Source organism: Lysinibacillus sp. BPa_S21 (assembly GCF_023337795.1).
Taxonomy (GTDB): Bacteria; Bacillota; Bacilli; order Bacillales_A; family Planococcaceae; genus Lysinibacillus.
In genome coordinates this window covers 457932-484931 of record NZ_JALIRS010000004.1, presented here as the reverse complement: position 1 = coordinate 484931, position 27000 = coordinate 457932, and the positions used below count along the sequence as shown (strand labels likewise).

General features: G+C 28.7%; 61 protein-coding genes. 12 read left to right on the top strand and 49 right to left on the bottom strand.

Features of this window, described 5'->3' with window-relative positions; genetic code table 11:
* Window positions 1–39 precede the first annotated feature (39 nt).
* The 49 genes from MOK21_RS10910 to MOK21_RS10670 form a co-directional block, all read right to left on the bottom strand.
* Window positions 40–477, bottom strand: coding sequence for a hypothetical protein (locus MOK21_RS10910; RefSeq protein WP_249073968.1), 438 nt, complete (start codon window positions 475–477; stop codon window positions 40–42).
* Complete coding sequence (locus MOK21_RS10905; protein ID WP_249073967.1) at window positions 452–1129, bottom strand: hypothetical protein; 678 nt, start codon at window positions 1127–1129, stop codon at window positions 452–454. Before MOK21_RS10905 ends, MOK21_RS10910 begins: the two co-directional genes overlap by 26 nt.
* A 239-nt stretch (window positions 1130–1368) precedes the next feature.
* Entirely contained in the window at window positions 1369–1530 is a 162-nt protein-coding gene (locus MOK21_RS10900; protein ID WP_249073966.1) for a hypothetical protein, read from the bottom strand.
* Window positions 1531–1566: 36 nt separating this feature from the next.
* Window positions 1567–1947, bottom strand: a complete 381-nt coding sequence (locus MOK21_RS10895; protein ID WP_249073965.1) for a hypothetical protein — start codon at window positions 1945–1947, stop codon at window positions 1567–1569.
* Window positions 1948–2114: 167 nt separating this feature from the next.
* Window positions 2115–3008 (bottom strand): ATP-dependent DNA ligase, encoded by an 894-nt coding sequence (locus MOK21_RS10890; RefSeq protein WP_249073964.1) that lies wholly within the window; start codon window positions 3006–3008, stop codon window positions 2115–2117.
* Window positions 3009–3100: 92 nt separating this feature from the next.
* Entirely contained in the window at window positions 3101–3442 is a 342-nt protein-coding gene (locus MOK21_RS10885) for a YhjD family protein (protein ID WP_249073963.1), read from the bottom strand.
* Window positions 3435–3773: a YolD-like family protein gene (locus tag MOK21_RS10880; protein WP_249073962.1), complete on the bottom strand. Its 339-nt coding sequence runs from the start codon at window positions 3771–3773 to the stop codon at window positions 3435–3437. Before MOK21_RS10880 ends, MOK21_RS10885 begins: the two co-directional genes overlap by 8 nt.
* A gap of 109 nt (window positions 3774–3882) precedes the next feature.
* Window positions 3883–4395 (bottom strand): hypothetical protein, encoded by a 513-nt coding sequence (locus MOK21_RS10875; RefSeq protein WP_249073961.1) that lies wholly within the window; start codon window positions 4393–4395, stop codon window positions 3883–3885.
* Window positions 4395–4586 carry a hypothetical protein gene (locus MOK21_RS10870; RefSeq protein WP_249073960.1) on the bottom strand — a complete coding sequence of 64 codons (192 nt, stop codon included), beginning with the start codon at window positions 4584–4586 and terminating at the stop codon, window positions 4395–4397. Before MOK21_RS10870 ends, MOK21_RS10875 begins: the two co-directional genes overlap by 1 nt.
* Before the next feature lie 41 nt (window positions 4587–4627).
* The gene (locus MOK21_RS10865) at window positions 4628–5359 is read right to left on the bottom strand and encodes an MBL fold metallo-hydrolase (protein ID WP_249073959.1); all 732 of its coding nucleotides are present in this window, start codon (window positions 5357–5359) and stop codon (window positions 4628–4630) included.
* A gap of 541 nt (window positions 5360–5900) precedes the next feature.
* A complete protein-coding gene (locus MOK21_RS10860; RefSeq protein WP_249073958.1) occupies window positions 5901–6143 on the bottom strand; it encodes a hypothetical protein in 243 nt (80 codons plus the stop codon).
* Between the two features lie 48 nt (window positions 6144–6191).
* On the bottom strand, window positions 6192–6446 hold the full coding sequence (locus tag MOK21_RS10855) for a hypothetical protein (RefSeq protein ID WP_249073957.1): 255 nt from the start codon (window positions 6444–6446) through the stop codon (window positions 6192–6194).
* Between the two features lie 41 nt (window positions 6447–6487).
* Window positions 6488–6994, bottom strand: coding sequence for an SLOG family protein (locus MOK21_RS10850; RefSeq protein WP_249073956.1), 507 nt, complete (start codon window positions 6992–6994; stop codon window positions 6488–6490).
* A 476-nt stretch (window positions 6995–7470) separates the two neighbouring features.
* Window positions 7471–7650, bottom strand: coding sequence for a hypothetical protein (locus MOK21_RS10845; protein WP_249073955.1), 180 nt, complete (start codon window positions 7648–7650; stop codon window positions 7471–7473).
* Between the two features lie 33 nt (window positions 7651–7683).
* The gene (locus MOK21_RS10840; protein ID WP_249073954.1) at window positions 7684–7977 is read right to left on the bottom strand and encodes a hypothetical protein; all 294 of its coding nucleotides are present in this window, start codon (window positions 7975–7977) and stop codon (window positions 7684–7686) included.
* Between the two features lie 36 nt (window positions 7978–8013).
* On the bottom strand, window positions 8014–8598 hold the full coding sequence (locus MOK21_RS10835) for a hypothetical protein (protein WP_249073953.1): 585 nt from the start codon (window positions 8596–8598) through the stop codon (window positions 8014–8016).
* Window positions 8599–8638: 40 nt separating this feature from the next.
* Window positions 8639–9460: a metallophosphoesterase family protein gene (locus MOK21_RS10830; protein ID WP_249073952.1), complete on the bottom strand. Its 822-nt coding sequence runs from the start codon at window positions 9458–9460 to the stop codon at window positions 8639–8641.
* 42 nt (window positions 9461–9502) lie between these two features.
* Window positions 9503–9733 (bottom strand): hypothetical protein, encoded by a 231-nt coding sequence (locus tag MOK21_RS10825; protein WP_249073951.1) that lies wholly within the window; start codon window positions 9731–9733, stop codon window positions 9503–9505.
* A gap of 20 nt (window positions 9734–9753) precedes the next feature.
* Window positions 9754–9921, bottom strand: a complete 168-nt coding sequence (locus MOK21_RS10820; protein ID WP_249073950.1) for a hypothetical protein — start codon at window positions 9919–9921, stop codon at window positions 9754–9756.
* 64 nt (window positions 9922–9985) lie between these two features.
* Window positions 9986–10348 carry a hypothetical protein gene (locus MOK21_RS10815; RefSeq protein ID WP_249073949.1) on the bottom strand — a complete coding sequence of 121 codons (363 nt, stop codon included), beginning with the start codon at window positions 10346–10348 and terminating at the stop codon, window positions 9986–9988.
* Window positions 10349–10443: 95 nt separating this feature from the next.
* A complete protein-coding gene (locus tag MOK21_RS10810) occupies window positions 10444–10668 on the bottom strand; it encodes a hypothetical protein (RefSeq protein WP_249073948.1) in 225 nt (74 codons plus the stop codon).
* Between the two features lie 155 nt (window positions 10669–10823).
* Window positions 10824–11291 carry a helix-turn-helix domain-containing protein gene (locus MOK21_RS10805; protein ID WP_249073947.1) on the bottom strand — a complete coding sequence of 156 codons (468 nt, stop codon included), beginning with the start codon at window positions 11289–11291 and terminating at the stop codon, window positions 10824–10826.
* 226 nt (window positions 11292–11517) lie between these two features.
* Window positions 11518–11733 carry a hypothetical protein gene (locus tag MOK21_RS10800; RefSeq protein WP_249073946.1) on the bottom strand — a complete coding sequence of 72 codons (216 nt, stop codon included), beginning with the start codon at window positions 11731–11733 and terminating at the stop codon, window positions 11518–11520.
* Window positions 11734–11762: 29 nt separating this feature from the next.
* Complete coding sequence (locus MOK21_RS10795; protein ID WP_249073945.1) at window positions 11763–11930, bottom strand: hypothetical protein; 168 nt, start codon at window positions 11928–11930, stop codon at window positions 11763–11765.
* An 81-nt stretch (window positions 11931–12011) separates the two neighbouring features.
* Window positions 12012–12212, bottom strand: coding sequence for a hypothetical protein (locus MOK21_RS10790; RefSeq protein WP_249073944.1), 201 nt, complete (start codon window positions 12210–12212; stop codon window positions 12012–12014).
* Window positions 12213–12270: 58 nt separating this feature from the next.
* Entirely contained in the window at window positions 12271–12462 is a 192-nt protein-coding gene (locus tag MOK21_RS10785; RefSeq protein WP_249073943.1) for a hypothetical protein, read from the bottom strand.
* 14 nt (window positions 12463–12476) lie between these two features.
* Complete coding sequence (locus MOK21_RS10780) at window positions 12477–12671, bottom strand: hypothetical protein (protein WP_249073942.1); 195 nt, start codon at window positions 12669–12671, stop codon at window positions 12477–12479.
* Window positions 12672–12707: 36 nt separating this feature from the next.
* Window positions 12708–12926, bottom strand: a complete 219-nt coding sequence (locus MOK21_RS10775; protein ID WP_249073941.1) for a hypothetical protein — start codon at window positions 12924–12926, stop codon at window positions 12708–12710.
* On the bottom strand, window positions 12919–13419 hold the full coding sequence (locus MOK21_RS10770; protein WP_249073940.1) for a hypothetical protein: 501 nt from the start codon (window positions 13417–13419) through the stop codon (window positions 12919–12921). Before MOK21_RS10770 ends, MOK21_RS10775 begins: the two co-directional genes overlap by 8 nt.
* Window positions 13420–13565: 146 nt before the next feature.
* Entirely contained in the window at window positions 13566–13709 is a 144-nt protein-coding gene (locus MOK21_RS10765) for a hypothetical protein (protein WP_249073939.1), read from the bottom strand.
* Window positions 13710–13880 (bottom strand): hypothetical protein, encoded by a 171-nt coding sequence (locus MOK21_RS10760; RefSeq protein ID WP_249073938.1) that lies wholly within the window; start codon window positions 13878–13880, stop codon window positions 13710–13712.
* A gap of 43 nt (window positions 13881–13923) precedes the next feature.
* On the bottom strand, window positions 13924–14166 hold the full coding sequence (locus tag MOK21_RS10755) for a hypothetical protein (RefSeq protein WP_249073937.1): 243 nt from the start codon (window positions 14164–14166) through the stop codon (window positions 13924–13926).
* A gap of 33 nt (window positions 14167–14199) precedes the next feature.
* Window positions 14200–14388: a hypothetical protein gene (locus MOK21_RS10750; protein WP_249073936.1), complete on the bottom strand. Its 189-nt coding sequence runs from the start codon at window positions 14386–14388 to the stop codon at window positions 14200–14202.
* Between the two features lie 65 nt (window positions 14389–14453).
* Window positions 14454–14885 (bottom strand): hypothetical protein, encoded by a 432-nt coding sequence (locus MOK21_RS10745; protein WP_249073935.1) that lies wholly within the window; start codon window positions 14883–14885, stop codon window positions 14454–14456.
* A gap of 71 nt (window positions 14886–14956) precedes the next feature.
* Complete coding sequence (locus tag MOK21_RS10740; protein WP_249073934.1) at window positions 14957–15211, bottom strand: hypothetical protein; 255 nt, start codon at window positions 15209–15211, stop codon at window positions 14957–14959.
* 368 nt (window positions 15212–15579) lie between these two features.
* The gene (locus MOK21_RS10735; protein ID WP_249073933.1) at window positions 15580–16200 is read right to left on the bottom strand and encodes a hypothetical protein; all 621 of its coding nucleotides are present in this window, start codon (window positions 16198–16200) and stop codon (window positions 15580–15582) included.
* Between the two features lie 78 nt (window positions 16201–16278).
* Window positions 16279–16422 carry a hypothetical protein gene (locus MOK21_RS10730; RefSeq protein ID WP_249073932.1) on the bottom strand — a complete coding sequence of 48 codons (144 nt, stop codon included), beginning with the start codon at window positions 16420–16422 and terminating at the stop codon, window positions 16279–16281.
* A gap of 46 nt (window positions 16423–16468) precedes the next feature.
* Window positions 16469–16669: a hypothetical protein gene (locus tag MOK21_RS10725; protein WP_249073931.1), complete on the bottom strand. Its 201-nt coding sequence runs from the start codon at window positions 16667–16669 to the stop codon at window positions 16469–16471.
* Between the two features lie 75 nt (window positions 16670–16744).
* Window positions 16745–17119, bottom strand: a complete 375-nt coding sequence (locus MOK21_RS10720; RefSeq protein ID WP_249073930.1) for a hypothetical protein — start codon at window positions 17117–17119, stop codon at window positions 16745–16747.
* Between the two features lie 23 nt (window positions 17120–17142).
* Window positions 17143–17292, bottom strand: a complete 150-nt coding sequence (locus tag MOK21_RS10715; protein WP_249073929.1) for a hypothetical protein — start codon at window positions 17290–17292, stop codon at window positions 17143–17145.
* Between the two features lie 47 nt (window positions 17293–17339).
* On the bottom strand, window positions 17340–17696 hold the full coding sequence (locus MOK21_RS10710) for a helix-turn-helix domain-containing protein (protein ID WP_249074096.1): 357 nt from the start codon (window positions 17694–17696) through the stop codon (window positions 17340–17342).
* 21 nt (window positions 17697–17717) lie between these two features.
* The gene (locus MOK21_RS10705; protein ID WP_249073928.1) at window positions 17718–18059 is read right to left on the bottom strand and encodes a hypothetical protein; all 342 of its coding nucleotides are present in this window, start codon (window positions 18057–18059) and stop codon (window positions 17718–17720) included.
* Window positions 18060–18421: 362 nt separating this feature from the next.
* On the bottom strand, window positions 18422–18649 hold the full coding sequence (locus tag MOK21_RS10700; protein ID WP_249073927.1) for a hypothetical protein: 228 nt from the start codon (window positions 18647–18649) through the stop codon (window positions 18422–18424).
* A 75-nt stretch (window positions 18650–18724) separates the two neighbouring features.
* A complete protein-coding gene (locus MOK21_RS10695; RefSeq protein WP_249073926.1) occupies window positions 18725–18979 on the bottom strand; it encodes a hypothetical protein in 255 nt (84 codons plus the stop codon).
* A 47-nt stretch (window positions 18980–19026) separates the two neighbouring features.
* Window positions 19027–19278 carry a hypothetical protein gene (locus MOK21_RS10690; RefSeq protein ID WP_249073925.1) on the bottom strand — a complete coding sequence of 84 codons (252 nt, stop codon included), beginning with the start codon at window positions 19276–19278 and terminating at the stop codon, window positions 19027–19029.
* Window positions 19279–19293: 15 nt separating this feature from the next.
* On the bottom strand, window positions 19294–19488 hold the full coding sequence (locus tag MOK21_RS10685; protein WP_249073924.1) for a hypothetical protein: 195 nt from the start codon (window positions 19486–19488) through the stop codon (window positions 19294–19296).
* Between the two features lie 48 nt (window positions 19489–19536).
* Window positions 19537–20019, bottom strand: a complete 483-nt coding sequence (locus MOK21_RS10680; RefSeq protein WP_249073923.1) for a hypothetical protein — start codon at window positions 20017–20019, stop codon at window positions 19537–19539.
* Between the two features lie 182 nt (window positions 20020–20201).
* Entirely contained in the window at window positions 20202–21251 is a 1050-nt protein-coding gene (locus MOK21_RS10675) for a DUF262 domain-containing protein (RefSeq protein ID WP_249073922.1), read from the bottom strand.
* Window positions 21252–21755: 504 nt separating this feature from the next.
* Window positions 21756–22085, bottom strand: a complete 330-nt coding sequence (locus MOK21_RS10670) for a hypothetical protein (RefSeq protein WP_249073921.1) — start codon at window positions 22083–22085, stop codon at window positions 21756–21758.
* Between the two features lie 910 nt (window positions 22086–22995).
* On the opposite strand from MOK21_RS10670, the gene MOK21_RS10665 reads away from it, so the two are divergent.
* From MOK21_RS10665 to MOK21_RS10610, 12 genes are all read left to right on the top strand, one after another.
* The gene (locus tag MOK21_RS10665; RefSeq protein WP_249073920.1) at window positions 22996–23145 is read left to right on the top strand and encodes a hypothetical protein; all 150 of its coding nucleotides are present in this window, start codon (window positions 22996–22998) and stop codon (window positions 23143–23145) included.
* 100 nt (window positions 23146–23245) lie between these two features.
* Complete coding sequence (locus MOK21_RS10660; protein WP_249073919.1) at window positions 23246–23437, top strand: hypothetical protein; 192 nt, start codon at window positions 23246–23248, stop codon at window positions 23435–23437.
* Window positions 23438–23522: 85 nt separating this feature from the next.
* On the top strand, window positions 23523–24248 hold the full coding sequence (locus MOK21_RS10655) for a hypothetical protein (RefSeq protein WP_249073918.1): 726 nt from the start codon (window positions 23523–23525) through the stop codon (window positions 24246–24248).
* A gap of 28 nt (window positions 24249–24276) precedes the next feature.
* Window positions 24277–24639: a hypothetical protein gene (locus tag MOK21_RS10650; protein ID WP_249073917.1), complete on the top strand. Its 363-nt coding sequence runs from the start codon at window positions 24277–24279 to the stop codon at window positions 24637–24639.
* A gap of 26 nt (window positions 24640–24665) precedes the next feature.
* Window positions 24666–24848, top strand: a complete 183-nt coding sequence (locus tag MOK21_RS10645; RefSeq protein WP_249073916.1) for a hypothetical protein — start codon at window positions 24666–24668, stop codon at window positions 24846–24848.
* Between the two features lie 24 nt (window positions 24849–24872).
* Complete coding sequence (locus tag MOK21_RS10640; protein ID WP_249073915.1) at window positions 24873–25097, top strand: hypothetical protein; 225 nt, start codon at window positions 24873–24875, stop codon at window positions 25095–25097.
* Window positions 25098–25149: 52 nt separating this feature from the next.
* Window positions 25150–25356, top strand: a complete 207-nt coding sequence (locus MOK21_RS10635) for a hypothetical protein (RefSeq protein ID WP_249073914.1) — start codon at window positions 25150–25152, stop codon at window positions 25354–25356.
* A 68-nt stretch (window positions 25357–25424) separates the two neighbouring features.
* Window positions 25425–25640, top strand: a complete 216-nt coding sequence (locus tag MOK21_RS10630) for a hypothetical protein (protein WP_249073913.1) — start codon at window positions 25425–25427, stop codon at window positions 25638–25640.
* A gap of 40 nt (window positions 25641–25680) precedes the next feature.
* Entirely contained in the window at window positions 25681–25824 is a 144-nt protein-coding gene (locus tag MOK21_RS10625; RefSeq protein WP_249073912.1) for a hypothetical protein, read from the top strand.
* Between the two features lie 187 nt (window positions 25825–26011).
* Window positions 26012–26179, top strand: a complete 168-nt coding sequence (locus MOK21_RS10620) for a hypothetical protein (protein WP_249073911.1) — start codon at window positions 26012–26014, stop codon at window positions 26177–26179.
* Window positions 26180–26204: 25 nt separating this feature from the next.
* The gene (locus tag MOK21_RS10615; protein ID WP_249073910.1) at window positions 26205–26657 is read left to right on the top strand and encodes a hypothetical protein; all 453 of its coding nucleotides are present in this window, start codon (window positions 26205–26207) and stop codon (window positions 26655–26657) included.
* Between the two features lie 77 nt (window positions 26658–26734).
* The gene (locus MOK21_RS10610; RefSeq protein ID WP_249073909.1) at window positions 26735–26998 is read left to right on the top strand and encodes a hypothetical protein; all 264 of its coding nucleotides are present in this window, start codon (window positions 26735–26737) and stop codon (window positions 26996–26998) included.
* Window positions 26999–27000: the final 2 nt, after the last annotated feature.

Genomic DNA, 27000 nt, shown 5'->3' with positions numbered 1-27000 from the left:
TATTTCTCCTTTTTATAAAACGAATTATTATTTTATTATTTAATTATTAAAATATCTCCAGTACTCTCGTTTTACATCTTCAACTACAATAGTACGATCTAAATCTAATATTAATTGGAAACCTGTCTTATTACTGAGTATCAATTTTTCCCTGTCGATAAGCGATGTCATTAATCCTCTGAAAGTACGTTTTAAGAATGTAAAAAATTTATCATTATCTACTACAAATACAGTTATTGTATCGCTTTCTAAATCAACTTTTATATTCTTATCATCAATCATTTTAAATGAAATGATTTCATCGTAATCAATTAAATCTAGAGGTACATTAATGTTTGGAAAGTTTATATCGTACTGATATTGAGAAACCAATAATTCATTTTTTATATTTTCTAATTTAATATTATCTTCTTTTAATTCTTGTAATTGTTTTTTCTCCAAATACAGCCTATTAAAATATCGCTTTATTCTCTTCATAGCTATCCCAACTCCATTTCTTAATAGTTCTTTTAGCGATACTTTCATTTACCCAAACGTGTATTGGTTTAACGAAAGTTTTTTCATTCAAGAATATAGGTTTGGCATCTATGTATGTATTGTCATTATCCCTTATGATCAACCTAACTTCATTTATACTACTTATGGAAATCTCTGCTTCTGGAATTAAATTTTGAAGGAAAGAAAATAATTCTGTTGCGCTAACTTGTAATGTCTTTGTCATGTATCCATCTTTATATAATTTTAAATATCCATTAGTATACCTAAAGCTATCTGATTCAATCGGGTTGAATATTTCTGGCTTCATTTTATTTTTATATTCTATTGTTTGTAATGAGTTCTCCTTATTTGCAACTACCAACTCATTAGTTTTAGTTAATTCCAATTTTAATATTTTATTCTCATGTTCAAGTTTTGCTATTTTTTCTTTTTGTAATTCTTCTATTTCAAGCTTTATTTTCTTATTTTCTTCAACTAATTCAAGATATCTGGCTGACTTAAACTCATTAAGTTCTTCTTTTAGCTTTCTATTTTCGATTGTTTCAGTATATCTATCTTCTGGAAAATCTATGTACATTAGAATTTTAAGAATAATATTGTCTAATATTCTTGAAGTAAAGATATTCATCAATTGTCACCACTCTCTCCGAATCGAATTACTTTAAATACAATTAAAACTATCAGATTGAGTATGATGGTGCTAATTCCAAAACTAAACGTTAATGACGTCAGGAACAATAATGAAACACCTTTTTCCAAAATTACATTCATCAATAAACCTAATCCAACTGAAGCAACCCCTATTACCATTAAATATTTTTTGGATTTTGAACATGTAATCACTCCCTATTTATTAAATAGAATTATTATTTAATCTTCTTTCTCTACAACTGTTTCAGAAATAACAGTATGATTTTCACCGATCTTAATACCTTTTGTTTTATACTCTTGTTTAGCAGCGTTTTCATTATCTGCTTCAACATCATATGTTTCATAACTATCTTTTTGAACATATACTCTAAATTTCTTCATTCGATCACCACCAATTTTTTAAATCAAGTACGGAAATTATTTAATTATATCCAATCTACCCATCATTCTAAGAACCTTCTCTACTGTTGATGCCTCTATTGTTCCTTCAACGTAACTTTCTGAATCAACATCTTTTGTCTTTGGAATAATGACATTATTATAGAAATCCTTTATTTGTTCTTCAGGGCTTTGTTTTATTTCATAATGACCAAGTAAACATTTCATGAAATTGTCATCGTCTGTCTTTTCATCAAAATCATTAAAATACTTTAGTATTGCCTCCGAATGAATGTTAAATAAGTCACTGTTAGATGTTTCGTGTATAGATTTAACAATTCCATACAAAGACGAACAATCTTGATTTCGCATGTACTCAATATGCTCAACCATGCACTCATCTAATAAAAATTTATCCACTTAAATACCTCCTAATATTTAGTAATACTTGATTTCTTAACCTAAGTATAAATAAAGAAATACATAAAATCAAGTATTATTTATGTATTTCTTTATTTAATTTTATAAAAGGGAAATATTATAAAAGAAAAAGCCACCCATTTAATATTGAGTGACTGTTAAATACTTTATTCATGAACTTTATTAAAATTAAACCCTTTAAATGAAACGATCCTTAATGACCCTGTGCTTGTTTTCTCAAGATACTGTACCTTACAGAATAATCTTGGTTCTAGCCACATTACATCTCGTTCCACACTAGTTACAATTTGTTTAGCTATTTCTCTAAATGCTCTTTTTTCATCAGGTTTAAAGCCAAACTCTACATTTACAACAGGTCTATATTTGCCATTACTTAATTGTGTACCAACTACCATTGTAAAAGGGTTTTCTTTATAGCCTAATATAACAACATCCGTTACTTTGAAATGTTTATATTTCAGCCAATTATTTGAGCGATGGTTAGTTTTGTAAGTAGAATCACTTCGCTTTCCTACAATACCTTCCATACCTTTATCCTTTGTTAACTTAAAGATATCATTACCATTGCCCACTACAGAAGGTGTGATCAACAAATTATTCGAAGGTTCGATTATTGATGATAGTATTTCTTTTCGTTCCACTAATGGTTTACTCATAACAGATTCATCTGTCGTTAACACATCAAAAGCAATAAATGTAGTAGGATGAGTCAACATAGCTTGTTCAATTTTCTCTTTATTTGAAAGTCTACCTCGATATGCAAAATCATCAAATACAGATATACCATTCCGTAAAACTACACCTTCACAATCAATAATTGCTTCATGTTCATGAATTGATTGTCCTGCAGCTTGTAATTCTGGAAATTTAGCAGTTACATTATTCCCATGACGAGTATAAACTTCTACTTTGTCTCCTTGTTTATGCAAAAGGATGCGCCAACCATCCCATTTTATATCGTAAATCCATTCAGGATTATCTATTATTTCATCAGTGTTACCCATATGCAAAAGCATTGGTTTAATTGGAGTAAATATCATTATATCATCTCCTTATTTACCATTATCTCATGAATGAAAGTGTAAAAATACAAGAAATACAAGGTATGAATGGTAAATAAGTTGTTTTAATATCATTTATTTAAATATCGTTGTATTAGATCTTCAGTATGAGACTTAAGTGCTTGCTTAGCATAGTTCAATATTTCATCTTCCCCACCTGTTTTTATAATGACATCACTAAAATATTCACTTACATTTATCCACTTCACTATCTCAATATTTTTCTTGGCAAGCATACGTTTCTTATTGTAAAAATCGTTTCTCAAGTCTTTTAACAATTTATCTATAATATTTAAATAAACTTTTGACATTTTTAACTTTTCAAGTGATGAATAATCATGTTGCAAGGAACGAATAGCCATGTCTAATTTTATATACTCATACACATCATTACGATCCTCTGGTCTAATCATCAGCGTCCACCAACTTTGCGTCTTGGATATCGTAAAATGAAATACGTTTTACAGAAATGTCTGTATCCAGTAGTAGTTCCTTTTTATACGGATCAATACCTGTAACTAGACCAGTCTTGTCTTGTAGATGATTACTGTTCCACAGAGTTAACGTAATATGCTTTTGCATTGCTGCAGCTCGTTGTATTGTCTGTTCTATTTCCTCTAACTCCCACTCGGTTAATTCTCGTTTTTTATCGTAAAACTGCTCTTGCTTCCATTTTCGAATTTCAACTAAATGCTCAGGTAGCATCAATGCTGTCCACTTTTGACTTCCTCTGTCTTTTAACATAGTCTCTCTCCTTGCATAAAATAAGAACATTTGTTTTATATATTATAGAACATTAGTTCTAATTTATGCAATGAAAAGATCAAGTATAATCAATAAAAGATAAATATTATTAAATCCAGTTAGTCACTTCTTCACAAACTTTTTCTACTTTTTTATTTTGTCTTTTACCACAGTAATTACATATTCTATATTTATCATAAGTTGTAAATCTGTCGTCATCATGCGCTAACCACCCATTATGATTAGCGTCAAATAAACAACGACCTTTCTCTAAATACAGGTTGAAAAATTCATCTGTTATTTCATAAAAATCATTATGTATGTTACTGTACCAATAATCCTCAATTTTACCGCCTCTTAAGACATTTGATAATGCGCAGCCAATTAGTCCGCCATTGCTCTTTATTACACCTCTAACGACTATCACATTTCCTATTAAAAATTCATTTTCATTAAATGTAATTGGTTCACCGCTAATATAACTACGTGTGTGATAGTAAATCTTGATCTCTTTATCTTTTATCTTATTCAAATGTTTAAAAAAATTCCAACTATACTTATCTGACTCTCCTTTTATTTTTGGCTTTATTAGAGTTAAATCATTGAGTATTTTATGTTTCATTATGTATTTTCTCCTTTATCAATGTCACGCTTGATCCTTTCTAAAAAGCTCAAAACTGTACTGTATGCCTCTTTAGCTCCAATTCCATAACCAAACAAATCATTGTCAATCTCTATAACATAATTCTCTTTATCAATCTTGCGCTGTATAAAACTTTTAAGTAAATCTATTTCCACCAAATATTTATTCATATCATACCTCCAAACCATTATAATATTCTCATTTTATACAACTACAACTCATTAGATACCACGTTGAAACCTAACGCTTCAGCTTCTTCACGAATAAAACCTTCATCCAAATGCATACACCAAACTTTATGACGATACTCAGGTTTAATTAATTCACTTAATTTACGTAAGGATAGATGCACATTACCTTTGTAATCAGCTTTACAAGTATCAATATATGCTATATCTGTACTAATGTAGCTACTACTTTCAATGTAGTTAATTACGTCTTTTTTTAACTCACTAATGTCTCCTGAGTAGAATACCGATGTTTTATTATTAAAAACTAAGTCAATAGAATAAGATATTAATTCTTTGACATGGTTGCTTTTATTAAAAGTAACATCGATAGACATAGATTCAATTTCAGCATAATTATTCTTTAAATCATGAGCTGTAAAATGAAACCCTCCAACACATCCATTATGTTTCAATATTTTACAAACTTTAGTGTCTTTAGGTGAATAAACTGTTATCTTATTTTTAGCAAAATCTCCATGAGAGTAATATGTGTATAGAATTAATTCAGCAAGACTTCCTACATGATCTGCATGTGTATGAGTTATTAAAACATGAATATGTTCAGTACCTTCTAACAAGTTATTCTCTTTAATACGTTGGAATATGTTACTACCACAATCAATTAAGAGCAATTGATTACCTGATTTATAATAAGCTGAATTATTACCTAATTTTGTATTAAACGCACTTCCTGAACCAATGAATTTTAACATTTAGATTTCTTTTCTCCTTTTAGATAATTTTATATGTACATTTTTTAAAAATATGGTATATTAGTAATACATATCGGCATTTTGCCGCGGAGGGACTAACAATTGGCGTGGAAAACCAGTTGCCCTCTTACATACTCAATTTCTTTTTTTTAACTTACATCGAAAGAATTAATTTTATTCCATTCTGATGTGAATTGTAATCTATATCAACTATATTTTTGTAGTGATTAACAATTTCACTTAATTTATAGATAGTTTGCACTCTCCTTTATTTATTATTTAACAAACCACTTAACTAGATAAAACGAAGTTATATCTAGTCCTTCTTCTAACCAACTGAAAAATTTAAATTCCAAGAAATCAGATATATAATACGTAGTCATCATTAGTAACTAAAATGGAATCCAGAGTGGGAAAGTAATAATTGTAATAGCTCTTTCTAGATTATTTCTCATTTTCAACTGTCTCTTCGATCCAATAAGAATCCTAGCCAAATAGTTCACCTCTTTTCATTTCAAAATAGGCTCGTTTTATGTAATTTTTAATATGTAATATAAGATATGAGAGTGTCTGTAAATGACTGTTTATATACACTCATTATGTGCATCATCCAAGCTATATCCTTATTTGATTTTTGAAGTTTTAAAAAACGCTTAAAATCTACATCTGATAATTCTAAACTGTATTTGTTAGCATAATTTTTCACTTCATCGAAATGCCATTTCGAATCAGCATCATTTACCAATTCATCTTCTAAATGTTCATATTGAATTGTATACTTCAAATCATCAACCTTCTTTCGTTTTTATAATACTTTGTTTTTATTAAATATTTATATCTTATATAAGTATTGTTTAGCTATTACACTCTTTAGAAAATCCTCAGCTCCATCCCACCATGTTTTATAACCATCCACTACTGATAAATTAAACATCAGAGATTCTTGGTCAAACCTAATTATTTTAGCTGCTGTTCCAAAATCGTCAATGATATACTCATTTCCCACTACACTTTGATAGTATTCATTATTTTGATTAATCATTTCTTTAATTTGTTCTATCCTATTCACAGTGTTAACCCAGTTCATAATTAGTTTCTCATTTCATTTAATTTTTAACAAACAGTTTTTTATGTAATTAATAGCGTTTTTGGATGTAAAGTAGTTATAGGTTTATTCTTACTCTGTGCGTACTTTACACAATTACCTGTACCACCTTTAGTTCCATCCCAAATAGCTATTACGTAATCTGAATTGTCAACCATGTACTCATTACGTTTCTGCATACACCAACTTGTGTAAGGTTCTTTTGATACATAAACAACATCATCTGCTTTTTCAATAATGTCATGCCATTCATCGATATTTGTTTGAAACCATTTTGAGTATTGTTTATCACATGGAACAGCACAGACCAATTTAATATGAGGATATTTTTCTTTAAGCTTCAATACAATCCTAGCTGACCACATATCGATTCCTAAAGCCATTCCACTAATTAATGTATAGACTTCTTTATTCTCTATGTGATCCACTATAATGTCACGTAATTTAAATAGTAATTCGGAATTATCTTTTGGATTATAGCCATTTAATTTATTAGGTCTATGCCCCGTAAAGCAAACTGTATTTGCCATATCGTCATCTTCCCTCTTATACTTTATGTATTTAATCTCTCTAATTCATCATATTTCCTTAAAAGCATCTTTATTTCGAATTTCCTAGCATCATTTTCTGCTCTTTCCTCATCCCATTTATCAGTACTCATGTAGATGTGCTGAAAGTAATGACGCAACTCATGAATTAACACTACTCTACAAAGCATCTTGTGGAAATCTCTTGTTTCAATCCATGTATTTTTATATATGATTTTAGGAAATATATAAGTCGTTTTAGTGTAACGGCTATACACTCCATTAGGACTGCCTTTTAAACATGTTATAAACTCTTTAAATAAAGTATGTAATGGTACTGATTTTATTTCTGATAATACGAATCTTAAGTAGCAAAAATTATGAATAACTTTCACATCGCAATCAGCGTATCTATAATTCAATAAGCTTTTAACATATTCTACATCATCATTTGTGAATCTTTTAATAATAATCACCACCTACTTTTTTCTAACTTCAGCAGTTGTAAATTGATTATAAATCCACAAATCATATTCCTCATCACCAGAATCATAAAAGAATCCTTTATCGAATAAAAATGAATTTGCTTCTTTTAATTCATCAAAGATATGTAACTCATTCATCTTAGAATAATGATAATTAATCTCTACTACGTACAAATAAAGCCCTCCTTATTTCATAAAATGACTGTATTATTTTGTTTTGAAATATTCTTTTGGTTTATACCCTTTGAAATAGGGTGTTTTCTCGTCTTTATCTTCAAATAATTTTAATATTTGTTCGCAAGCTTCTTTATTAAGTTTAAGTTCACTTTCGCTAATTTCCCATATATCAAATCGTACTAATTTAAATTCATCATCTATGTATTTTAGTCTTTTTTCTGCATCTTCTTCAGGAAATTTACTTGCTTGAAACCAATCAGTAGTTTTACCTCCACTCATTGAAATGTATTCACCTTTATCATTTCGCAAAGTACAAATAAGCATCAAAATAACCTCCTTTTAATGATAGAGCGATTTTATTTAATCCCAACCGTATTTTTTACCTTGTTCTATGAACTTTTTCTGTGAATTTACACTCTCTTCATTATCTTGATGTTTCCACATTTCTATAAAATCACTGATACATTCTTTGTAATTCGAGAAATCGTATTTGATTGTAGGTTGATTTCCGTATGTATATCCGTTAATTTCTTTATGATGTCCTCTAATTTGAATTCCACCTGCACTGACATCGCAGAAGTCAACACCGTCAAAATTAGGGTACTCTAACAACTGATTAGTTATACTTTTTTCTATTTCAAGTAGCTTATTTAAATTACTTGATAACAGCTCTTCTTTCAGGAAAGGTTGGTGTTTAAAAAGTTTGAAATATAGTTTATTTAAATATCTCGCTCTCTTTTCTGCTTTGATCAGATCTTTAAACAAATTTTTAGAATTGTAACCAGTGCTGAACATTTCAAACTCACCATTTTCATCTAATGGTCTAAAGAAGTTATATGTATTTGCTAATATACCTTTAGTGATTTTACTACCGTGACTTTCAACAAGATAGTACCATTCTTTTTTCTCTACTTGTTTTTCCCATTCTTTCTTTGATATCTCCATACTACATTCCTCCATTATTTAACAAAAATCCAATATTATATTATTTAATTTCAAATGTCTTAATCGTATTCCAAGCTGCAGCGAATTGTTGGCGTTCTTCTTTGCTGTATTCAAGTGGATTCATATGATTTAACCATTCATTTGGATAACCTAAAGCATTAATGTAGAATTTAATTCCTGCTTTATCGTACACACTTTGTTCATGACAGTGACCGAATATATTGTACTTTGCCTTAATCTGCTTTAATTCGTTTAAATAACACGATGAGCTGCCATATTTATGGTGACTATTAATTAAAATAGAAGGTACATGTGTGATTAATACATCTACTTCTTCCATATTTTCATATGCCAATCCTTCATGATAATTTTCGTTTCCTATATCCATTCCATTAATTAATCTCGAATCATTCGATACTGTATTGAAGAAATTAACATCATTAAATTCAGTTAATGGATACCATGAAGTTGATCCTGCAAACTTTAAATCCTTATAATTAAAAACTTTAAAATCTTTAAGCATCGTTACATTTGTTAATGTGTCAATCAAAGTCATTAATTCGTATTCACGTTCTTTACTTTTCTTCTTGTATTTATCACGCTGTCCGTTTGAAACTAAATAGTAATCGTGATTTCCTAGCACAAAGAATACATGCTCATATTGTTTCGAAAAGTACTCTAAACACCATTTCGATTGAATGTTATAATGCGATAAATCACCTGCAATAACTAGGACTTCTCCTTTAGTATCTGGTAATAACTTTTCTAAAAATAAATGAGTTTTATTTTCCCATTTTTTATAATTTCCATCATGTCGAATATAAAAATCTAAATGTGAATCTGAAATGTAATCTACCTTCATTTTACCAATCCTTTAATATGTATTTTAATTAATAAGTCTCTTTTACTTAACATACTTATCTTTTAACTTTACAGAAAATCTAAGTGTTTCAAGATCATATCCTCGATTTTTAACTTCTTCTTTAAATTCTTTAAATTCATCACTTCGTAATAAATCGTGCATTACCCAACCATCTACTTTTCTTGGGTAATAGATATTAAAGTCATTTTCACGTTTTGACCAACATACACCTAATGTTGTTGTATAATCAAATCCTCTAGCTATTTCAATCATCCTTTCATAAAAGTTTAGTATTACTCAACTTCATTCTTACTTTTGTATGCACAAATATTACACATATCTATAAAAATTGCTCTCATTTCTTCTTCTGTTAATGTGTTAATAAATTCTATTCTTTCTTCTGGCGTTTTATTGAAATCCTTAATTACATTATTTACTCGTTGAACTAATGTTTCACTCATGAAGCACATCTCCTTTATGTATTTATTTTAATAAAAGCATGATATTACACAATCTTTGTAAATTTTAATTACTAATGATTTCAATAACTTTCTTTATATCTTCAATATACACTTCTGTTTCTAGCAGCTTATTAGCCTTAGCTAGATATCTTTTGTGTGTTCTTTCCGTCCAATCGTTTGTATGGTAATACCATGCACAACCATCTGTATGATTCCATGTACACAATTTACTATGAAGAAGCTCTGCTAACTCTTGTTCTTCAGTTAGCTTAATTTCTTTCTTAAATTCAGAATCAAACTCAACTAATTCGTCCTCTTCGATTTTTCCTTCATTTAAAATCCAAGTATCCCAACCTTTATATTCACATACCTTTTCCCATAATCCTAATTCATGTATCTGCTTTACTGTTAATGTTGTCCTTGTCATTTTCCTCACTCCTAATAGCATATTTTTATTGTTAATTTGTTATTTTTGACATAAAGTTAATACTTATTTTTCAATAATATATTGGTTTTATGTAATTAAAGTTTGCAGCCAAACTCACTATTGATATTAGACCAAGCTTCAAATGCATTAGCATATTCATTCATATGTCCTTCATTAAGCATTGGATTGAATTCAATTGCAACTTGTTCTAATTGTCCTGCAATACCAAGAAGAAAAATAATATCATCATTATTAAATTCACTTATTAATCCATTATCCGCCAATCCTTGTAGGTATTTAATTCTTTCTAGTTCATTCATTTCAATCACTCCTTTTATTATTTAACTAAATATTACCACACAACAAACATTAATACAATATATTTTATGTATTTTATTATATAAAAGTAAAAGAGTAAGGATAATTCCCCCTACTCTTGATTATTTATTTTGATATTAAACGCATTTAAATATGACTACTCTTCAATTGAACGAAGTGTGAGTATAAACGCTTTAGCTAAAGTTAGTTCTTTATCTGTTGCGAACTCTCCATCACCTAATGATAGAAAGTCATCTCGATCACTATAGTGAGCAAATGAACCATCTTTGTCTTTGGAGTTCATTATTCTATCAAATTCATTGCGAATACTTACTGGCGTCAACTCTTTATAGGTGTTAACAGTATCTATTATTGTTTCTTCTCTAAGTTTTACTAATTCATCTTCAGATACTTGATAAGCAAGTGCTAATTTCAATAATACTGTAGGTGAAGGCATTCTTTTTGATCGTTCAAATAAGCTTATAGCTTGTGCTGATACACCAGTACGTGTAGAAACTTCTTCCATAGTAAGATTTCTTGCTTTTCGAAAAGCCTTCATATTTTTTCCTATAATAGGACTTAAATGATAGTTATCTCTGTTATCTTTTTCTTTACTATTCGCCATGATAGCACCTCTAGTCTATTAAATAAGACAATAATTTAAACCAACAGTTTATATAGAAGGTATCATGGAAACATAGTAAAGTCAATTTGATAAGCCAATTTAATCTTTATTTGCAAATACTGGTTAACTTAATTTCTGTCTTAAAACATAGGAATTTTTTATCAACAACACATCTATTATCAATACTCTCTATATACGACTTATTATGTATTTCCCGTTTTAATTGTTAATTAAACTTATCAGTATTCAAAATATAATCCGTATCACAAATTATACCTTCGCTAAGTTTGATTTCTTCTACTTTCACATTGCTTCTGTTCTGATCTTTCCATCTATCCATTGCAATGCCTTTTGCCTTTTTCCAGTCTCTCGCAACCACAATCATTCCTCTGTTCTCGGTATAACAACTATACTTAATTTTATAAACGTAAAAAATATTCACATTTTTCCACTCCGTATCTCACTATAAAATCAATATTCAACTACTTTTCCACTCTCTACGATTTTACCTTCTTTGAACTCGTACAAAGTTCCTTCGTAATCCTCTTCATACAAGTATTCAATATGTTCTGAGTCACTAATAATAAACGGTAAAACCTCTTTTAAAAATTGCTCAATCTCACTTTCATAGTTCTTCAAGCTACATTGAAACGTCCAATATCCTGTTTCTAAGTTAATATTCCTATTGAATCCATCAGCATCATACTGATTTGGAAAATCTCATACTTCCCAACAATCAGGCATATAACATAATGAACCTCTAGGAATAAATCCTGCTCTGCTTTGTTGTGCGTATTTAGATAAGAATGGGAATTGTTCTGTATATTCGCTCCAACTTGCACCGTTATTAATATCATCAATCATTTCTCGATATTCTTCTTTTACTGTAACCTTTACTCGTAATCCTGTGTACATGCCCATAATTAATTCTCCCTTTATTTTTATTTATTTTACAAAACAAATATATTATTTAATACTTTTATCTATTATTAATGAACTTCTTATCAAATTGGATAACAATCGGTACTGTTGCAATTGCTATAGCAGCGTATAATGATAGGAAAAGTAAACTGTTGTCTTTAGAGATTAAAAATTGCATTACTTTTGTAAGGATACTCCCAACTACTGCCCCATATATAATAAATCTAAATCTAAGTAATAATTTCTTCATTTTAATTCTCCTCTTTATTTATTTTCTAATCTAAAACAATGAAAATCATCATCACAACCATCATGAGCAACTACTACTTCGTTTTTCATCAAACATTTACCTTCACCTGCAAAACCTTTATCAGTTCCTTCATTTTCATCTTGATAGTGGATACAGAAATCACATATTCCACCTAATTCTTCACACTCTTTATCGCAATATTTAGCCATATAATTTAACCTCCTACTTTTTATAAAACGTGACTATTATTTAAACAATTCATGTGTTAATTCAGATATATCTAAACCAATTTTTTCATTTGAATAATAATCATTTAAAACGTTATCTACCTTCTTAATACATTTTTTCTTAGATATACCGTCTATATGATAACTATGCCACACTTCAGAAATCTCATGGATATAATCTCGCAAAATCCTTATTTCGTTAGCTAATTCTTCTCTGCTAGGACTCAATTCAACCACAAAAATCCTCCTTATTTTGTTGTTCAATAATGAATTCCCCGTAGTTGCTAATGGCATTGTTTACATCATCAGATGTGAACTCTTTCGGACAAGGATGAATATCTCCTATGTCAAATTTATTATCAGCTATTATCTCGTCTAACAAATTATCAGCTTCTCTAGCTTTTATAATATTGTCTGAAATATGAGATCCACTCCACCACATATAAAACTCTCTATCTTTATAATACCATTTACAATAAGATGAGTTATCTTTCCAATAACATCCTAAAGACTCCCATCTTATAGTGAGTTCTATATATTCCATTGCGTCTAATTCCCATTGGGGAATTGTTTTTGGTTTTGTTAATTTCTTTATTTGTCTATTTAATGCATTAATCTTCATCTCGAAATCATATGTATTGTCTAAACTTTTATAATGATTCAATAGAAATTCGCACTCTGCTAAATCACAACTATATGGACTTTTATTAATTAATTCTAAAATATTCATTCTCGTTACTCCTTTCATTAATTGAATCAAATTATTTAATATATTATGTAGGAAACTAACGCATCAACAAGAGACATCTTACACATTCCCATCTTATGCAGCATCCATTCAATATCCTTGTCATTCATCTGCAATTTAAACAGTCGCTAAAAATCCTCATCGGATAATTCAACTTGATTATTATTTGCATGTTTCTTAACTTGATTGAAATGCCATTCTTGATTCTCATTTTTAACTAATTCAATTTTAAGATGTTCGTATTGTATTGCGTATTTTATTTGTTTACTCAACTAAATTACCTCCTCATCTTCGAGTTTAATTTCATTTACAAAATACATGTTAGGTAAGTATTCATTCAGCTCATCTACATACTCTTTAGCATTTTCTTTACACTTAAAATATTTATTTAATGAAGACGAGCCACTACCCATTAATCCTTTACTTCTTATTTCATAAATCATTTGTCATTCCTCCATTTAACTTTTTATAAAACTCCTCTTTTACTTAATAATCATCTTTAAACGATCCGATTACTTTTACTACTGACTCGATGACTTTATTGAAGAATTCTTCATTATATGAATCTAAATCTCCAGTTAACCTACTACCCAACATAATACTTAATTCGTCTGGCGAAAATCCCATTGTATCATCACAATTCATTGATAATTCCTTGATGAAATTTCGCTTATCATAGTTAATGCCGTCATTTAAATAATCGATAATCTCTTGTAACTTTTCATTCATTTACCTCTTCCTCCTTTTAATAAAACGGTTCTATTATCTAACTTTAATTACCTCTTGATTTTCTACAGCATAACTATTTCCATGATCCTTTAACTGTCCTATTATAATGTCTTTACCTTTAAACATTTTCTTTCCTTCTGCTCTAGCGTCTATTTTGCTATAAAATGTTTCATGCACCCATTCAATATTATCTGCTTCTGTGAAAGTCCATTGATTATGCATTTCTAAAACCTCCTATTAATTTTCATTTTCTTCTTATTATGTATTTTTATAATAAATCACTATTATTAAAATTTTTCACTAAACTCCACAATGTATTCTTTAGTTAATTTCTCTAGCTTCTGTTGTTTTAAATCGATGTCTTTTCTTAATTCAGTTATCCTGTCCTGTTTGATTCGTTTATTCAATTTATCAAACCTCTCAACTTTTTGTTCAAATGTTTCAGTATTAATATATTCTGCTTTATTACAATCAGGACAATATTTATAATAATACCTATCAGAATTGCAATCTAATTTGTACATGTTTTCATGCTTACAGAACTTAAACTTTATGTACTTAAGCACACTTAACTTCTTACCAGTGAAATCAAAATCCTCATAAAATTTACTTGCCTCTTCTAAAGTATCAAAAATATAAATCAGAGAACTTTTATGATTATCAAAGGAAATTCTAACTTTGTTTTCCCAAGTACCTTTACCGCAATAAATACGACTCAACGTATCACCTCTACTTTGCTCAGGTTTTAAGTGAACCTAAGCTCTTATTAATATTCAGTTATTATAAAACTTCAAAGATTTATTTCTCTGATTTCAAATTCTTTATCTACAATATCTAAAAATCTTTTATACACTTCTGTTTCATAATTATCTACTTGAGGTTTAATGTCCATGTTATGATACATCTTACTTGCAATTTTACTTACATCCCTCTTAACAACTCCTTCTGCAATCCCTTTACTTGTAAAAGCCTTTACAGATTTATGTTTACTTTTTATACCGTGATACAACTCTCCATTTCTTAAAATAATATAGATGTTTGTCATATGGTAAGACCTCTCCTTCTGTCTTATGTATTTGCTTCGATAATATCTATCTTTCATTTAACTTTTAATATTATTTCCAATTTATTTTAATCGTTTCAGTCTTTATCTGGATACTTTATATACTGACTTAACTTAAGCTCTCTATGAATTAATAACGCCTTATTTCATTAGTAAAGAAATATGCAACTATTGGCTAGTTCAATTACCAGTATCGTTAAAGCGATTTACCAGTAAAGGTTGCATAAATCTTTGTATATAAAGAATAATATATAAGATACATAATATACAGTATTTACGATTTATAATTTCACCTTTACAGGTAAAATTCCAATCGTGAAAATTTTCCTCTTCTATCCTTCTTCTACTATTCATATGTTATGTAAATTTACACTATAATGATTATTGAACTTTTCTAATCCACTATCTCCAAATGGATCATATTCTGCTTTGTGTTTAGTAATAGTAAGTAGTTTTTCTTTTGATAATAACTTATTGTACTTTGTTACAGAGAAATTACTTATTCCTAAATCGATTTGGATAGTTTCATAACTTGGATAACAGAACTGTTTTGATATGTTGCTTCTGTTAATATAGGATTCATAGTAATACATTAATCTAAATCCAATTAAACCTATACTGTTCAATGATTTTAATAGCTCTAAAGGTAATTGTGTGAAGTAGTCACTTTTATAAGGCTCTAACATTATAATTTGTAATGGTTTGTTAATTGGTAACTTATCTAATTGATTACTGATTAAACCTTGATTATGTAAATTTAAAAAGCACTTCTTAATTGTTCTGTTATCTGTAATTCCAGTAACAGCTTTTATATCTCTAAGTAATATATCTATTTCGCTATTATTGAACGCTTTAAACTTCTTATAAAGTAAATACGCATATACAGCAAAAGACTTCTCATCGATTTTAAATCCAATGTTTCTGACGATTTCAGTTGGTACTTGTAGCCAAATTTTACTTTTCTCATTCATTCATTATTATCCTTTATGTATATTGTCAATTAAAACAAGAATGCAACCCCATCTTGTTTTAATCAAAGTGTTCAGTAATTACTGACCTGTTTTATCTTTTAATTTTCCCAAACAATTTTCGTGATACCAAAGTGAAAAACCATCATTCTTAGTGGCATTATCAACTAGACTTTCCTTATTGTCTTTTCGATTACACCATAAACAAGTTTCTTTTTTCTCCATATTCACCTCTCCTTTTATTTTGCAATATCTTTCAAATACTAATTAATTATTTAAAGCCAAAATCATCATTTTTCGCTCTTTTAATAATGGCTGCTTTTAATTCCTTTATACTTGCTCTTGTTCCATTTTCTTCACATTCTAAAAAATACTCTTTGACAGTTAAATAAAAATGGTCAATCCAATCACCACTACATTCGCCCTCTGTTGCTTGTTCCTCATAACTGTCTAATATTTCACTAAATTTCATATCTCTCACCTTCAAATTTTCTCTTTTTATTTCAATAATAGATGTGTTTTATGTAAATACGCTTTAATTACGCTATTAACTATCTAAGTACGAGTCTTTTCCAAAAACTTTCTTCGTACATTCGTCACAAAATGCAGGATTGATTGGAAGTCCCATACAGCCACATTCAAAACCACTGCAACAATATTCAGAAACATGATCTTTCTGTACTTCTATTCCTTTATTACAACCATCACAGTTCCATTTTTTAAATGGTGATAATAGTTGTAATTTGTCTTTTAAAATTTCATTTTCTCTGTTCAAGATTTCAACTTCATCTCTTATCTCATAGAAAGCATCTAAAGCACCTTCAGCTCGCATTTTTGTATCTAATACTGTAGTTACATCAGTACCACATTCCTCTGCCATCCAGACAAGAAAATCTTCGACATCAGTAAATTTTTTAAACATGCAATCCACCTTTTTCTATTTCATTACTCTACAGCTTTCTCAAAATCCCTTAATATATCATTAATTAAATCAGTGTAGTACTCACTCTCAGTAAAACCAAGTTTCAACATTTCTAGAAGTGCAATAGTTTGATTTGCTTTTTCTTTAGTGGTCTCAATTAAAATTTTTTCCATATACTTCACCTCCTAGAATTTCAATAATAGTTCTAATTCATCTAACTTTAGTCACTATAAGCATCAGCCAATCCTTTTGAATAAGCTAAAATTTTCATTTTTGATTCGTCTACTTTACCTTTTGGAATTGTTTCTATTATGCCTACAAACTCATCAATATAACTGTCTACATCATCGTAGCCCTTTTGTATACTTCTTCCCAACAAGTAATCAATAGACACATCGAACAAATCAGCTATATTGATTAATGTTTCTAATGTAGGTTGTTTAGTGCCATTTTCATAAGCTGTATAAGTGACTCTAGCTACACATAACTTATCAGCTACATACCCTTGAGTCCATTCTTTGTTAAATGCTTTATTTTCTTCTCTCAGCTTTTTAAGTCTTGCTCCTAATACCTCTATTATAACCACCGCTTTTTTAATTTATAGGATTCCTGTGACTTCTAAGACACCGTTCGTTTGGATGCTTAAAATAACATCAATTTTAATATTCTCACTCATTTTCTTCACAACTTCAATTTCTTCTTCCTTTAAGTTCAAGTATAAAATTAAATTACTGTACTTCGCATTGATCTCTTCGTAATCACTTAATAAGTCTTCCAATTCAACTATCCAGTTAAGTTTGTTTATTTGAGCATAATTAAAGTCAATATCACTAACGTTCACTAGTGAGCCTTTTTCAGTTTCAATGACTAAGCTATTTTCATTTAAAACATTATCTCTAATGTAAATCGATTTCTCATTTTTACCCTTTACTATTAACATTATTCATTCCTTCAATTTTTTTTGATAATAAAACTCACTTATTTCATTTTACTGTTTATTTCCTTGTATGCATTATATTTTCCAATAGAATTACCAAGAAACATTCCGCATACATATGCGAAAAGCATTCCTAGTGTAATTAATAGTGCTTCCATTTAATTCACTGCCATCTTTATAATAACTTCATTTTATATAATTCAATTATAATATTCTTTTGAATTAATTTATTTTCAATTTATAATAATGATATTTTTTGTCTTCAAAATCATAAAAATCTACAGTATTACCTCTCATTGTCCCTTTATAATGATGCTGAGACAAATAATCGTATCCATTGAAAGTAAAACCATCTACTGATAAATCTACGAAGCCATTAACTGCATGATGATACAGTTTATATATGCGCCCACTTTTTTACCTGTAATTTTATTTTCCATCTGAGTGTCGTATACAATTACTTTGTCAGTAGTTAATTCACCAGAAAATTGAATATGACTACGTGTATCAAGTGAATAAATAGATGCTGATATATTGTTAGAAATTAAATTTCCTGCAATATATGCTATTGCATCCCTAAGTTCCTGTTTCATTCGTACTTCCCTTCTTCCTAAAGATTCAATAATAATAGACTTCTATTATCCAATTAACTTGCTGAGCATCAAGTCTTAAGAAGCAAGCTCAGCAAGAAGTTCGTCAATATCATCATTGTGATATGGGACTGAAGTTTTTAATTTTTCTAGAAAAGTCTCCATATTTAATGGATCAACACAAGTGAAGACAACTTCTTTTTCTTCTGTTTTAACATTTAATTCTACTCTGTTTGGCTTTTTAACTATATCAAATGCAAGTAACATCTTAGCCTTGTTTAATGTATCAGAAATCACCTGTAATGCTTCTTTTGTTTGAACATTTACTTTCATAAATATATTCCTCCTAAGCTTTATAAAATGCTGATTTTACTTAATCTCTAGATAACACCATGTTTTACTTTCAATAACTTCAGTGTTTCTTTTATATCTGAAATACCTTTATTTATAGCTTCAATTTCTTGTTTATTCAACTCGTCTTTTTTATCTCGTAATGCTCTACCTAAATCTTTCATTTCTGTTTTTAGTGTAATTACAGAGTGATCTGATTTGTAACTGAGTAATTCATCAGACATGATATCTTCATCAGTATTAACATTTTTAGTACGCACTATAGATTCATCTTTTGTCATTTCTCATTCCTCCTGTTACTTATACATTGAAGGTATTCCATTATCATATTTAGTCTTATAAGTTAAACGTCTTTTTGAAACCGAACTAATAATCATAAGTTCGTCCTCGCTTAAATTATAATCAATATTATTTGTACGCTTATCTCCAATCAGATTATATAATTGAATTAGTTCTACATCTGTTTTCTCTAAAAAGAAATCCTTTGCCATATTTAAACCTCTCCTATCTTTAGATAATATTATACTTTTACGAAAAATTTAATTTGCTTGAGCATGTTTTTGAGCTACCGGGAATCCACACATTTCTCTGCCATTAAGGTCGACAATTGTAAACCAATCCGCAACATAGTTAAATTTTACATAAGACGATAAATCTAAACCTGTTCCGAATCTACTCATAGTGTAAAAATGTTGGTCTGCCATAACTATTTTCATAGTAGTTTCATCATTTACATTCCTATATATCTCCCATTCATTTGTCATTTCCTTTAAATGAAAATCTGCATATTCCTCATTAGGATATCGTTTTTTGAGTTTTTCTCTAGTAATGAAATCATAACGCATTACACTGAGTATCATACCGTACTCTTGGATATCTTTAAATGTCACAGATTCCTTTTCATTGTATTCAATAGCTTCTACTATTTGGTTAAAAATTTCATCCGTTAAATTATTTATATACTCTATTTCGTATTCATTTGTTGCAGTTTTTTCAATAAGATATTCTTTCGTGTAAAGCATTTAGAATCCCTCCAATTTTACTTACTTTAAATTTTACTTTATGTACAAATGGTATACAACTTCCAACTACAAACTCATGATCATTTCTAGCTAGTTGAAGACACCATTTTTCTTACCACAAGATTACCATACATCTGCATTTTCAGTCAATGTATTTTGTGTATTTTATTATTTAATTTTAATTACACTTCAATTTTTACCTTTTGGTTATAGAATTCATCTAAATGTTTTGTGATCGATTCTAAGCGTCCAATAACATTTACCTTCTTAATACCCCATGCACTAGCAAATTCTTTATAATCAGTTGGAATCTCATCCGAAACACCTTGTAAAGTATTAGAGAATAACGTTAACCAAACAATGAGATATTGCTTGTCATAACCTTGATCTTCAAAATGTTTCATTACATATATTAATGTAGGTAAATTAATTTTTCTTAATAAGAACTTGTCTGTTTCATCTCCATAAGCTTCATGTAAAAGAGTCATAGCTTTTTCTGCAGCCTCAAAAATCTCTTCATTCATTTCTTCATATAGTCGCTGTGAATATTTTGTTAGCTCATCACTAGCGAATGACTTTAACTCATATCCTTCATCAAACAACATAAGAGTCTGAAGCAAAACTGCGTGATCTTCACTTTTTCGTATTTGCGATGGTGTAAAGTGAGCATTTTTAATCATGAAGGGATGTTCTGATAGCTTATTTAATTTTATAGAAGCATTTACACCCATAACAGCTTTATTCTTTTGGTGTACACTGAAGTAGACGCCATTATTTAATCTGTAAATCAGGTCTGCAATTTCTTCATCACTAACATCACTTAGATAATACATATTCAGTGTTTTAGTTTGGAATTCTAACTTTACCTGTTCTGGTAATTGCTCAAATTTCATTTTACATATACTAAAATACGTACCATTAATATTTACTGGAGGAGTATTTGGATGTAAAGCATAATTTCCTTTAAAGTATGATACCAAATTCGTTATTCGTTGTTTACCGTCAATAACCTTATAGGAGTTTGCTGTTTTACCATCTTTAGTCTCTACTTCAGCAACAGTGTAAATCGGTGGTATTGGATAGTCAGCTATTAAGGAATGGACTAATAATGAATTCTGTTTTAAATTCCACTGCTCGTCTCTTCGTTGAATTGGATAATTAAAATACATTCTCTCAGCATCAATAAGTTTTTCAAATTTACTAATTGTCATCGGCATACTTGCTTTTATCATTTTCTACACTCCTTAAATTCTGTTAGATTTAATTTTCAAAATCACACAATTAATAAATCAAGATTTCTATTTATCTCTATTTTCGTATTCAAAATTTTACAGTTTTCAATTTTTGAAATGTAAAATTCTACGATTTTGATTTTTTAATTCTATAGTTTTGATTTTTTCGATTTATAAAATTCTGTGCGTTTCATTTTTTGCTTTTAGAAATTCTACAAATTTCATTTTCTGCATTTACAAATTCTATATTTTCTGATTTTTATCCATAGAATTCTAGTTACTCTGAAATACATTCGTTATTACCTCTTATATACCTTTAATTTAAATAATATTGAGATATTACATAAACATATATAGTACAACATCTTTTAGCATAACTAGCGTACTCGTAGAGTTTAGTTTCTGTTGTTTGTTACACCAAATACCACTTACCATTAATCGTTATGTATATATTTATTTAACGATTAAAAAATAAACATGTATAAACATATTATTATGTTACTTTTATTGATTAGCTAATAACTTCATGTATCCCTTTTGCAGCTCTTTCATTTGATCTTTGTAGTAATCAGTTTCATCTTGAGTGAAGCTTGGTGTAAATAAGTTAGGTAGTTCCAGTTCTACATCAGAATTATTTACTGAAATTTCATATCGAGCAAGATCATATTTATCGACTAATTCAAAACCATATTCTTCATTAATATTGTTAATGCACTCTTCTCTTACTTCTCCATCCATATGCAGCAAAGTGTTGTATACCTCATATTTATTGTAGCTTATTTCTCGATTATACCCTACTGAGTTATTCGCAACTAATTTTAATTGATTCATCATTTCCTTATTCTCCTTTTAACTATGTATTTTATTTATTTTGTTATTTTATGTTTTTTAATTTCATTATATCACACCTAGTTAACTTGCATAACCATGAAATTGGATTATTTTTCAAATTCAGAATTAAATATTCAACTAATTAATGGATAATATGTAACTTTTATTTATTTTATTAATTAGTTCACCTTACCGGACACATTTTCATACCAACAATCTAAATAGCAGCTTTTCAATCGTTCAAACATAAACGATTTCGTTTCTTTCTGAAATTTACCTTATAAGTAAGCTATAAATAAATTATATATATCTTATAAGTAAGATACAAGTGTTTTTTAAAAATAATTTCAAATATTTTCTTGTTTGGTATTATTATGAGATTGATTGGTAATTAGCAGTAATCTTGAATATGATCTCTGCAGCCTTTTTCAATTGCTGAGATCGTATATTAGTTTGTTTGGATATTAAATTATTAATTGTTCTTACCTCCCATTCCAGATATGTAACTGGCTATCTAGTTCACCTTCAAATTTTTTAAACTAATTTTTAATCCTTATTATAGGAAGAAACTCAATTTATTCTTTTGGATTTATTAACAAATCACATCTTCAAAAAACATATCGAAAATTAAATAATAAAATACACAAAATTCATTGACAGATATAATCTGAACATGGTAATATAAGGACAGTTAAGAAAACGAAATACTTAATCACAAGCAGCACCTAAATAAATCTTGTAATTAAGTTGAAGTAGTTTTATACTTTAGTTAACAAAATACATAAAAGTAAGTATTTCATAAAGTCACCTAGTCGCCATGATCTCGAAAGAGCGAGCGTACAATGAAACAATGTAGCGATGATACGAGCATAGGTTATTTTATAAAGTACTTACTTTATAGGAGGAAATTGAAATGAAATCATATATTCATACTGAAATGCAAATTGGAGTTTATGAAATTAAAGTAACTATTTTTAGAAATGGAAGACGCATGAATGTAAAGTGGTTTGATTCAAATGAGTACAATAAAGCAAAAGAGTTTGCAGAAACAATGATTAAATAAACTCGTCACAGCGAGTATAAAAAGACATTAAGCTGTGAGCGTTCCCTCTTTCGAGGGAGGTTGTAATACAAAATACATAATTAATTAGGAGGAAAAGAAAATGAAAACTTTGAGAAAAGAAGTTCTTAAAAATGGAATTACTGTTGAGTTAGTAGAATATGACGGTAACTATCAGGTTATTACAAGTGTTACTAATTATCCTGAAACAATTACCTTCCTTGACAAAGCTATTTTAACATTTGAAAAACGCATAAAATTATATTCTAGATTTTCAAAATTCGTAATAAATTAAGCTTTAATAAAAAGTAAATATTATCTAATCTAGTGTTGATTATTACCCCTCTCACCTACTAATGATGAAATGGAGTGTTCTACAAATGGAAATGGTATTAAATAACGAGTTATTAGAGTTTTTAAATGAATATGACGCAAGCGTAGGAATTTATTCAATTGAAAAAATTGATACAGAAGTTGCTTCAGAAATTGAAGAATCATTTAATCTAGACATAATTGACTATCAAGAAAATTACTTTATCTTCAAGGATAAAACAGACTATAATGTTTATCATAAAATTATTGATGGTACATGGAAAGAACGTATTTTCACTCAAAAGGAATATGAGCGATTACAATATAAAAATAGTGAAGAGACTGAAATTTATCATAATGGTATAAATGTTTGTAGGATCAACTTCTTTATGGATAATGAAAACTTCAAAAAAGCTCTACAGTTTATGAGAAATAATAATATGTATACTTTCGACGACAGTAAGATTTTAGATTTTTCCATTAGAGAAGGTAATAACTGTTTACCATACGTACCTGTAAAGTTTGTTTCTGAAATCGAAAAGCATCTTAATATAAAAATTAAAACGGATTTTGATCGTCATTTCTTAGGATTAAACGAATTAAAGGAATTAAACGTTGGCCAAAAAGTAGAAATAACTATGTATAATGTTTTTGGCGATAGTGTAGTAAAAGGTACAGTTATTCAAACAAATGATGATAGCGTGCATGTTAGACCGTATAGAAGTAAAAGTAAATATTATGAATTAAATATATGTTCAGAGTGTACAGTTAAACCTATAGAGAGTTTTAAATAATAAAATAAAAAAAGGATGGTACTTAATTATGAAAATCAAAAACATTTTACTTTCAATTGCTGCAGCTTTCACACTTTTCACTGGAGTTTCAAATACAGAAGTCTTAGCTAAAGAAATAAAAAACACTTCAAGTAAATGCACTTTAGTACAAACAAGTAAATTAAAAGATAATCAAACAGAATTATTCTATATGTATAGTAATGAGTATGGTCACTACTTCTTAGATCCTAAAGCAGAAACTGAAAACGTTGTTTATGTTGGATTAAACGATTATAAAATAGATGAGAATTTTAAAATTGATACTACTACCCTTCATCATGGTAAAAAGTTTATCGGTACTTTTGCAGACGATTCTTTATGGGAACTTATGAAGATTAAAGAAGCTAAGTAATTAAATCATGAATGGAGAATAAACATATGAGATGTCCAGAAAGCCAATCAATAGCTTACATTGAAAACATGTCAGACAATGAAAGAAATGTAGCTTATAAAATGTATTTAGAGGAATTAAGACATGAAGAAACCGATCACAAAAACTTTAATGATTGGCTTTCTGACTATGTGTTTTTCAAGATTTTTGAAGATGGATTAGATGATTAACTTTTAATAAATGGAGTGAATAAAATGAACATTACACAATTAGAACAAATATATAAATCATGCCTACTTACTCTTAGAGAGTACAAGATCCCATATAGCGAAAAGCATGAAGAGTTACTTAATACAATCATTAGCTATACTGAAACCGATGCAGTTGACTTATTAGACGTTATAGAGCCTTTACATGAACTAATTTACAATCATGAAAACTATGTACACTATCGAGAATTGGACAATGATGAAGATTAAGTAAAACAACTGTTTTTTTATCTAAAAAATATAAGAAAAGGAGTGAATAAAAATGTTTGATTCTTTATATGCTCAAATTGGCTTAAATGGAAAATATCAAGTATGGTATACGACAATTAAAAGAGGCTTAAGGAAATGCAAGTCATTTAATGACATGGCAGAAGTAACAAGATGGTGTAACTCAAATAAAAATAAAGTAACTGTCAACAGTGGTAGTTGGCAAGTATTAGACGCCTTTAAAGAAGTTACTTCTAAATAAAATAACCATATTAATTACTCCTCTCCCTCCTACAACAAGTTAGATACATAAAAAGGAGGTAGAACAAATTGAAAGTATACGCTGATTTAAGACACATCATAGATGATTTAAAAGCAAGTAAGAACTCAAATGAGTTATACAGCAAGATCCAAAAGTATAAAGATAGTATTAACTGTATAGCTGCAGAAAACGATACAAGTATTATTGTTGAAGTTATTCAAAATGAATTGATCGTTGTTGCTGATAATGTAGATAAGCATATAAAATTAAAATTTGATGATTGAGAGGTTTTCCCTACTCTCATCTTCCATAGGAGGAATCATGATGATTAGTAAAATTAAGTCTGTTGTAGATGATTTTTTATGGATGGATGATGACTCGCAAGAAGATAAGGTTTCTTTTTATAAGATCGGAGTTACTGTTAATGCAATTTCAGTTGCTTTATTTTTAATGACAATAATTAATTAATAAAATACATAATACAACTTTACATTATTGTGTATCTGTAGTATTATAAAGACAAGGAAATAGTAACGAGTCATTAAGTTGACTGCTTAAAGCTTAATCTAAGTAAGTAAATTAGATACAGTTATTTATTTAGATTAGGTTTTAAGTTAGAATGAAACTACATACTAAATTTTGGGAGGAAAAACAAATGAAATTAGTTTATGTACATGATGAAAACAATGTTGAAGTATTGACGGAGGTTGTAACTAATCATTCAATGAGTGTAGAGGATATACTTGATTTAACAGATTTTGATCTTAATGCTTGGGCAGACGGTGAAGATTATGATTATAATGCTTTGCAAGTACGAGCATAGTTAGTCCTGTTAGAGGTATATAAAAATGAAATTAATAGATTTAACTGGTAAACGTTTTGGTAGATTAACAGTCATAAATCGAGCTGATTACAATAAAAATAATCGTACTGTATGGTCATGTAAATGTGACTGCGGAGAGATAGTCGATAAGATTGGTAACTACCTAAAAAGTGGCGAAACGCAATCGTGTGGGTGTTATAAAAAAGATAAAGATTTTAAAAACTTGAGAGAAGAATATGACAATAAACGAGTTGACGGTATTGTGAAACCTCTCTTTAAAGATAAAGATCCTCGCAAAGATAGTACAACTGGGTTTAGAGGAGTTAGCAAGTATTATACCCGTAAATCTAAAGAAGTTCGCTATCGTGCTTGGATAACAGTTAAAGGCAAGAGACATTATAAGTCTGGATTTTTAACACCAGAAGATGCTTATTATAAAGGACGCTTGATATTAGAGTCTGAACATTTACCTAAATAAGTTCGGGAGATTATTTCTCCCCTACTCTTCTTTAAATAATATATGCTTTTTATCTAAATAATTGGAGGTAAAATAAAATGAAAACTCTTGAAACAAGCCAACCATTCACAACTTTAAAAGAGTTAAATAAAGAATATAAGATCATTCGTGAATCAATTATGATTAGAAATGGTTATGATAAAAATAGCAAAGTAAAGTTAGTTAACGCTGTAATGCTTTGGATCGATTTAGGAATAGGGTTTATGAAATGCACTTCTAATTTATCTGATATGAAAGACAAATTAAAGATGTATGAAGTTATAAACAAAAGCGTTAATTTTAAATTAACGGCAATGGTTTAAAA